The organism is Okeania sp. SIO3B5 (assembly GCF_010692555.1).
Lineage (GTDB): Bacteria > Cyanobacteriota > Cyanobacteriia > Cyanobacteriales > Microcoleaceae > Okeania.
Genome location: NZ_JAAHHG010000560.1, coordinates 1 through 6,398, shown reverse-complemented (window position 1 = coordinate 6,398; position 6,398 = coordinate 1). Strand labels below are relative to the sequence as shown.

Sequence of the window (6,398 nt, the reverse complement as noted above, 5' to 3'; positions counted from 1 at the left end):
GGCAGAAAAATTAAGGGACAAAACGCCCGCTCCTACCTCCTCTACATTCCCCGTTCCTCCTGTCCCCCTCCCCTCCTGGGAGGGGCTAGGGGTGGGTTGGGAGGGGGAGGGGCGAGGGGTGGGTTGTCTCCTGTCTCCTACCTTCACCCATAAGACTTTTTCAGCAAACCCTACTTATACCATTTCTCTGTAACAATGCGCTTAATAATTCTTAACATTCTTACCCAGGCTTGAACTTTACTGATAATTGTTATCTTTTATTAAGCGCAGCTTCATAGAGATATTGGTATTAGTTTTAATTTTTGACATTTTTTTTTAGACTTTTGACTTTATGAAGGATTATTGCTTTGTTTATGAGAAATGAGACTCAGGTGATGGCCATCAATTATTCTGTAGAGTGATTTAATATGTTACCATAAGTATCAATGTACAGGCCATTCTTAGAATACTTAGAAAAAGAGCTATTCAGTAGATTTGACTTAAGCAGTAGAACAATACCTGCTGGTTTAGAAGCAAACGTTAGTAATCGAGGCAAGAATCAAGCCACCATCCAAAGTTGGTGTTATGAGTGTCCTCAGCTAAGAAAAATACGTTATACCTATATTGATGCAGGAGCTTCAGCTCAGGTATTTAATAGTGTGATTTATCCCAGTTACTACTATGACATTCCACTTTTAGGAATTGACCTATTATCTTTTGGTAAAAGTAAAATCTTAGTAGTATTAGATTTTCAACCTTTATTTCAGGAAGAATCTTATTTAGAAAAATATATAGAACCAATGCGATCGCTGCGAGAAGAATATAATAACTTAGCTCAAAAATTAGAAATGAAATTTTATGATGCTAACCAATATTTTTCTAAATATTTACTGTTTGCTAAAACAGATGAAGAAACAGTGAGAACTAAATTTTTTGAAGCTTATCAAAAATACATTAACTTGTATTGGCAAATGTTAGATGGAGCAGAAACTCTCGATCAAACAGAAGATATTCAAAAGATAATTAAAGCGCAAAAAGATTACGATCAATATAGTGCAGAGCGCGACCCAGCATCAGGATTATTTAGCAGTTATTTTGGCCATGAGTGGTCAGAAAAATTTCTCTACGAATTCTTGTTTGAAGATGCTGTACCATTAGCTGTTCCCAATGCAACCCGATAATTCCAATAATTTTGTTAACTATTCAGTTAAAAATTGATACTCGCATCCTTCTAACACATCCAGGGGGGGTAAATACAGAAAGAGAAAACTTGTCTAAAACTCCCCAAACTTACTCATAACTATAGCGATAAAACTAAAATGAGTAAGTTTACTTAGTTGTCTATTAATTGAGTTGTTATCAGCTACAATTAAGGTATGAAGCTAAAAGTAATTTTCATCGGTTAAAAAAATTAACTCACAAACGAAATTGTCTAAGAGTAGAAAACTATCTTCATACAGTAACTAAAAGAGAATAGATTGGTGTTTCATTAATTGATAATTACTCGAGTTTTAACCGTTACAGAAAGGAGAGGCTTCAAGGCGCGAATTATTTAATTATTAATTATTCGGTTAACTATGAAATAGGCAGGTTAATTATTGGGAATAATCAGAATTGGAAACAAGAGATAAAATTAGAAAAAAAGAACAATAAACAATTATTTGTGAATATTCCTCATTGATTATAGGTTAATAGAGATGTTAACATATAAAGCGCAACTAAGAGGAATAAAAGTAATAATTACAGAAAAATTTTATACATCTCAATACAGAAGAATTTTATACATCTCAATCGAGTTTTTTAGATGGGGATGATTTGCGGAAATATAGAGAACAAAAACCGAAATTTAGTGAAAAACAAAGAGTAACAAGAGGGTTGTATAAAACTAGGGAAAATAAATTATTAAATGCTGATGTAAATGGGTCATTTAATATAATTAGAAAAGTAATTCCTGATGTCTTGGACAACTGATAACTGATAACTGATAACTGAAATGACACCAACTGAAAATATAGAGAATTTGTATAAACCTTTTCTAGATGATGCTATCACTCAGCTCAAGGAAAAACTAGAACTAAAACCTTACCCCATACCCCCTGGATTTGAACATAAAGTTGCTATAACAGGCAAGGGTAAAAAGGAACAAGAAGTAAAAACCACCAGTTACGCTTACTGTAGTCCCAAGCTCCGACAAATTAGAGCAGCTCATGTTCAAGGTGGCAGTGCCCTCCAAGTGTTAAATTTTGTAATATTTCCCCACCTTAATTATGATTTGCCATTTTTTGGGGCAGACCTAGTTACCCTACCAGGGGGACATCTAATTGCCCTAGATATGCAGCCCTTATTTCGGGATGATCCTCAGTATCAAGAAAAGTATACTCAGCCAATATGGGATACCTTCCAAACACATAAGCAGCATTTGCCGTGGGGAGGAGATTTTCCTGAAGAAGCAATTCCATTCTTTTCTCCAGCCTTTCTTTGGACTCGTCCTCAAGGAACTGAATTAGTCAAGACAAGAGTGCTTGAAGCCTTCAAAGATTACCTGCAAGCTTATTTCATCTTTGTAAAGCAAGCACAACCTATTACTGATATAGAGAAATTAGCAGAAATCAAGCAGGCACAACTGCGTTATCTCAGATATCGAGCCGAGAAAGATCCAGCGAGGGGAATGTTTACCAGATTTTATGGCCCTGAATGGACAGAAGAATATATTCATGGCTTTCTATTTGACCTAGAAAGACAGTTGGCCTTGAATCCTGTTTAACTTTCTATACTGTAGAAAATTTTGTTAATAATTTGTAATAAATAAAAACACAACAGCATTGTATAAAGAATATCTGAAGGGTTATAAAGATAAGAGAAAATTAACACAAACATTGATTGATAAGTATTGAAAAGCTTCTCATAAACGGTGTAAGATTTTCTCAGGATTCTCAAACAGTCCTATTTTACTTTTCCAGCCATGGGCAGCTAGGCTGAAAAAACTAAAAGAATACCCATAGCATCGAAAAGCAATTAAAAAAAATCAAATTAGGAGAATTAATCGATGTTTGATGCTTTTACAAAAGTAGTTTCCCAGGCAGATGCCAGGGGTGATTTTGTTACACCTAGCCAAATCGACGCTCTAAGCGCAATGGTGGCAGATAGCAATAAGCGTTTAGACGCAGTTAACCGCATTACTAGCAACGCTTCAACTATCGTTGCTAATGCAGCTCGCTCTCTATTTGCAGATCAGCCTCAGTTAATTGCTCCTGGTGGAAATGCTTATACAAGCCGTCGTATGGCAGCTTGTTTGCGTGACATGGAAATTATCCTACGTTATGTAACTTATGCTATTTTCTCTGGTGATGCAAGTGTGCTAGATGACCGTTGTCTCAATGGATTGCGTGAAACTTACTTAGCTCTAGGAACTCCTGGTGCTTCTGTAGCAGTAGGCGTGCAAAAAATGAAAGATGCAGCTATTGCTATTGCTAACGATCCAAATGGCATTACTCCTGGAGATTGCGCCTCTCTAATCTCTGAGATTGGTAGCTACTTCGATCGCGCTGCTGCAGCAGTTGCCTAAAAAAACTGTAAAAAACTTTTTTTGTAAGGATGCACCTTAGCATCTCTACAACTTTTAAAATCGTACCAAAAATTGTACTCACAATAATAAGGGAAGTACCTCAAACATGAAAACTCCTCTAACTGAAGCAGTAACTGCTGCTGATTCTCAAGGTCGCTTTTTAACTAACACAGAAATCAATGCAGCCTTTGGTCGTTTCGGACGTGCTGCTGCTTGCTTAGAAGCTGCTAAAGCTCTTACTAGCAAATCTCAAACCTTGATTGATGGAGCTGCTCAAGCAGTATACAACAAGTTCCCCTACACTACTACAACTCAGGGACCTACCTATGCTTCTACTCCAGTAGGAAAAGCAAAGTGTTCTCGTGACATTGGTTACTATCTCCGGATGGTAACATACTGTCTGGTTGCAGGTGGTACAGGTCCTATGGATGAGATACTCATTGCAGGAATTGATGAAATTAATAAAACCTTCGAGTTATCTCCTAGCTGGTATATTGAAGCTCTAAAGTATATCAAAGCTAACCATGGTATTACTGGTCAACCTGGAACTGAAGCTAACAACTATATTGATTACGCTATCAACGCTCTCAGCTAGTAGTTGTTACAGAAACTAACTGATGAAAGTGAAATAAATGTTCACTTAATCACATAGCTTTGAGCTAATATTTAACGTAGCCTGGAGAGGTATACAGGTGCTGGCCTGTAGTTAGTATCTGTTTATCTTTCCAGGCATCGTTTTTTGTCAGAGTCGATTTAGATGAAGTTATGGCACAGCAGCATTGGGATTCACCATCAGAACAAACATCCGACAGTGGCGAGTCTCTAACGGTAGAAGAAGCGATCGCCAATCTACGGCATGAAGAATTAGGTAAACGATATTATGCTGCTTGGTGGTTGGGTAGATTTCGAGTAAATATACCTGCAGCTATAGAAGGCTTAATTGCAGCTCTAGAAGATGAATCTGACCGAACAGAAGACGGTGGGTATCCTCTCAGACGCAATGCAGCTAGAGCTTTGGGTAAGTTAGAAGACAAAAAAGCTGTACCAGCTTTGATTAAATGTTTGGAAAGTTCAGACTATTATGTACGAGAAGCAGCAGCAGAAGCATTAGAAATGTTAGGAGACCCTAGCTGCATTTCCGCATTAATCAAACTTTTAGATGGAGGGGTTGAAGCTGCAGTATTAGTTCCAGGTAAGCCTCATCTTGTTCAACCCTACGAAGACATTATTGAAGCTTTAGGAACACTTCAAGCTCAATTAGCAATTCCTTTAATTAAACCTTTTATCGAACATCCGGCAGAAAAAGTACAATATGCTGCTGCTAGGTCCCTATATCAACTTACAGGAGAGGCAGTATATGGAGAATATTTGACTCAAGCATTAGAGGGTGATAACTTACAGTTACGACGCTCTGCACTATTAGATTTAGCAGCGATCGGTTATTTACCTGCAGCTCAGGCAATATCAGAAACCTTAGCCGAAAATAGTATGAAATTAATTGCCCTCAAAGGACTTTTGGAACATCACCTCACAATAAATTCAAAAGTGATAAGTCAAAAGTCAAAGGTAGAATCTCAACTATTATTATCAGATGAGGCTATTACAATAAATTCAAAAGTTAAAAGTCAAAAGTCAAAAGTAGAATCTCAATTATTATTATCAGATGAGGCTATTGAAGTAATGACTCTAATGGACTCACTTTTATAAAATATTAATTAGTTTATACTATTCGTATTTTTACTATTTTTCTACTTCCCTACTTCCTAAGAATAGACACCTGGTGATAATAGAAAATAAAATCAACTATTGTACATAAATTATCAATTCTCTCCCCCTACTCCCTACTCCCTACTCCCTACTCCCTAAAAATGAATAATCAACCCTCGACAATAAATAATCAACTCATCCGGGCAGTGGAAAAAGCAGATTCTTCTCAAGGCTTAATTGATGCAGTTAAAGATTTAGCAGCAGCTCAGATGGAAGATGCTATCCCGATATTAATTACAGTTTTAGGGTACAACAATCCTGGGGCAGCAGTAGCAGCAGTTGATGGGTTAGTTTTACTTGGGGAAACGGCAGTACTTCCACTACTAGAAAAACTTGACGGTTATAACTATGGTGCTAGAGCTTGGGCCATCAGAGCATTAGCAGGTATTGGCGATCCCCGTGGGTTAGATTTATTATTAGATAGTGCCGTAAATGACTTTTCTTTTAGTGTACGACGAGGTGCAGCTAGAGGTTTAGGTTTTATTGATTGGGAAAAGTTATCAGAAGCAGAAGTTTCCGATGCTCAACAGCGTGTTTTTCAAACCCTGCTGCAAGTATCTCAAGACCCAGAATGGGTAGTGCGTTATGCTGCTGTAGTCGGTTTGCATGGCTTGGCTAAAGCTGTAGAAGTTAGCGCTCCAAAATGGCTTGAGGATGTTTTGAGCAGGTTTGAGGAGATTGTTGATACAGATACAACTTTAGCGGTTAGTGCTAGGGCACAAATGGCTATTGCAGACTTAAGGTAAGTCAGAAGTTAGAAGTTAGAAGTCAAAAGTCAAAAGTCAAAAGTAAGAAGTGATATTTTAAGTACTTAAAAACTCTACTCTACAGTAATTTCAGCTTTTACAGGGGTTTTTATTTCAATAGACCACAGTAGGGGCGAATGGCCATTCGCCCTTACAGGGTTTTGGTTATGACAATGTGGTTCATCAATCAGCAAAAGCGTTGTAAGTGAAGTGGTATTATACCAATTTGAAAAAAGAATGTTACGAATAGTAAGAGCGATAAAAAGACTTTACATGAGATGTCCCTTTGACAAAAAAGATAATTTACGCCCTAAAAAATGGTATTAAAGCCATCCATTCTG

6 protein-coding genes are annotated in these 6,398 nt (G+C 37.3%); all 6 read left to right on the top strand.

Annotated features, from left to right (window positions below; all coding sequences use genetic code 11):
* Positions 1-425: 425 nt before the first annotated feature.
* Positions 426-1,160: a 15,16-dihydrobiliverdin:ferredoxin oxidoreductase gene (locus F6K54_RS38180; RefSeq protein ID WP_293089290.1), complete on the top strand. Its 735-nt coding sequence runs from the start codon at positions 426-428 to the stop codon at positions 1,158-1,160.
* Positions 1,161-1,972: 812 nt separating this feature from the next.
* On the top strand, positions 1,973-2,743 hold the full coding sequence (locus tag F6K54_RS38175; protein WP_293089288.1) for a phycoerythrobilin:ferredoxin oxidoreductase: 771 nt from the start codon (positions 1,973-1,975) through the stop codon (positions 2,741-2,743).
* 282 nt (positions 2,744-3,025) lie between these two features.
* Complete coding sequence (locus tag F6K54_RS38170) at positions 3,026-3,544, top strand: phycocyanin subunit beta (protein WP_293089286.1); 519 nt, start codon at positions 3,026-3,028, stop codon at positions 3,542-3,544.
* A gap of 106 nt (positions 3,545-3,650) precedes the next feature.
* Positions 3,651-4,139, top strand: coding sequence for a phycocyanin subunit alpha (gene cpcA, locus F6K54_RS38165; RefSeq protein ID WP_293089284.1), 489 nt, complete (start codon positions 3,651-3,653; stop codon positions 4,137-4,139).
* A gap of 170 nt (positions 4,140-4,309) precedes the next feature.
* Positions 4,310-5,251, top strand: coding sequence for a HEAT repeat domain-containing protein (locus F6K54_RS38160; protein ID WP_293089282.1), 942 nt, complete (start codon positions 4,310-4,312; stop codon positions 5,249-5,251).
* A 161-nt stretch (positions 5,252-5,412) separates the two neighbouring features.
* The gene (locus F6K54_RS38155) at positions 5,413-6,057 is read left to right on the top strand and encodes a HEAT repeat domain-containing protein (protein WP_293089280.1); all 645 of its coding nucleotides are present in this window, start codon (positions 5,413-5,415) and stop codon (positions 6,055-6,057) included.
* Positions 6,058-6,398: the final 341 nt, after the last annotated feature.

Excerpts from the sequence above, each read along its gene's own strand:
- cpcA (WP_293089284.1), top strand. The coding sequence starts at position 3,651 with ATGAAAACTCCTCTAACTGAAGCAGTAACTGCTGCTGATTCTCAAGGT.
- F6K54_RS38160 (WP_293089282.1), top strand. The coding sequence starts at position 4,310 with ATGGCACAGCAGCATTGGGATTCACCATCAGAACAAACATCCGACAGT.
- F6K54_RS38170 (WP_293089286.1), top strand. The coding sequence starts at position 3,026 with ATGTTTGATGCTTTTACAAAAGTAGTTTCCCAGGCAGATGCCAGGGGT.
- F6K54_RS38155 (WP_293089280.1), top strand. The coding sequence starts at position 5,413 with ATGAATAATCAACCCTCGACAATAAATAATCAACTCATCCGGGCAGTG.
- F6K54_RS38175 (WP_293089288.1), top strand. The coding sequence starts at position 1,973 with ATGACACCAACTGAAAATATAGAGAATTTGTATAAACCTTTTCTAGAT.
- F6K54_RS38180 (WP_293089290.1), top strand. The coding sequence starts at position 426 with ATGTACAGGCCATTCTTAGAATACTTAGAAAAAGAGCTATTCAGTAGA.